At 49.5% G+C, this 517-nt stretch carries 2 tRNA genes and 1 rRNA gene; all 3 read left to right on the forward strand.

The features are described from left to right. A 16S ribosomal RNA gene (locus tag ABE459_RS26025) occupies positions 1-62 on the forward strand; the annotation flags it as partial. Positions 63-148: 86 nt separating this feature from the next. After that, positions 149-225, forward strand: a tRNA-Ile gene (locus tag ABE459_RS26030). A 24-nt stretch (positions 226-249) separates the two neighbouring features. Beyond that, positions 250-325: transfer RNA gene (locus ABE459_RS26035), tRNA-Ala, on the forward strand. Positions 326-517 lie beyond the last annotated feature (192 nt).

Raw genomic sequence — 517 nt, forward strand, 5'->3', positions numbered from 1 at the left:
TGACTGGGGTGAAGTCGTAACAAGGTAGCCGTAGGGGAACCTGCGGCTGGATCACCTCCTTAATCGACGACATCAGCCTGCTGATGAGCTCCCACACGAATTGCTTGATTCATTGTGTAAAGACGATGCTGTAACGCAACCCTGTTATAGGTCTGTAGCTCAGTTGGTTAGAGCGCACCCCTGATAAGGGTGAGGTCGGCAGTTCAAATCTGCCCAGACCTACCAATTACTTGGTGCGGCTGGTCAAATGGGGCCATAGCTCAGCTGGGAGAGCGCCTGCCTTGCACGCAGGAGGTCAGCGGTTCGATCCCGCTTGGCTCCACCACTCTTTCAGGTTTCGCAGCACTGCTCAGAACTTAGAAATGAACATTCGGCGATGAATGTTGATTTCTGACTTTTGTCAGATCGTTCTTTAAAAATTCGGATATGTGATAGATAGACTGACATGCACTTTCACTGGTGTGTGATCAGGCTAAGGTAAAATTTGTGAGTTCTGCTCTTAACTGAGCGAAATGCG

Origin of the sequence: Pseudomonas sp. TWI923, assembly GCF_039673365.1 — a bacterium.
GTDB classification, from domain to species: Bacteria; Pseudomonadota; Gammaproteobacteria; order Pseudomonadales; family Pseudomonadaceae; genus Aquipseudomonas; species Aquipseudomonas sichuanensis.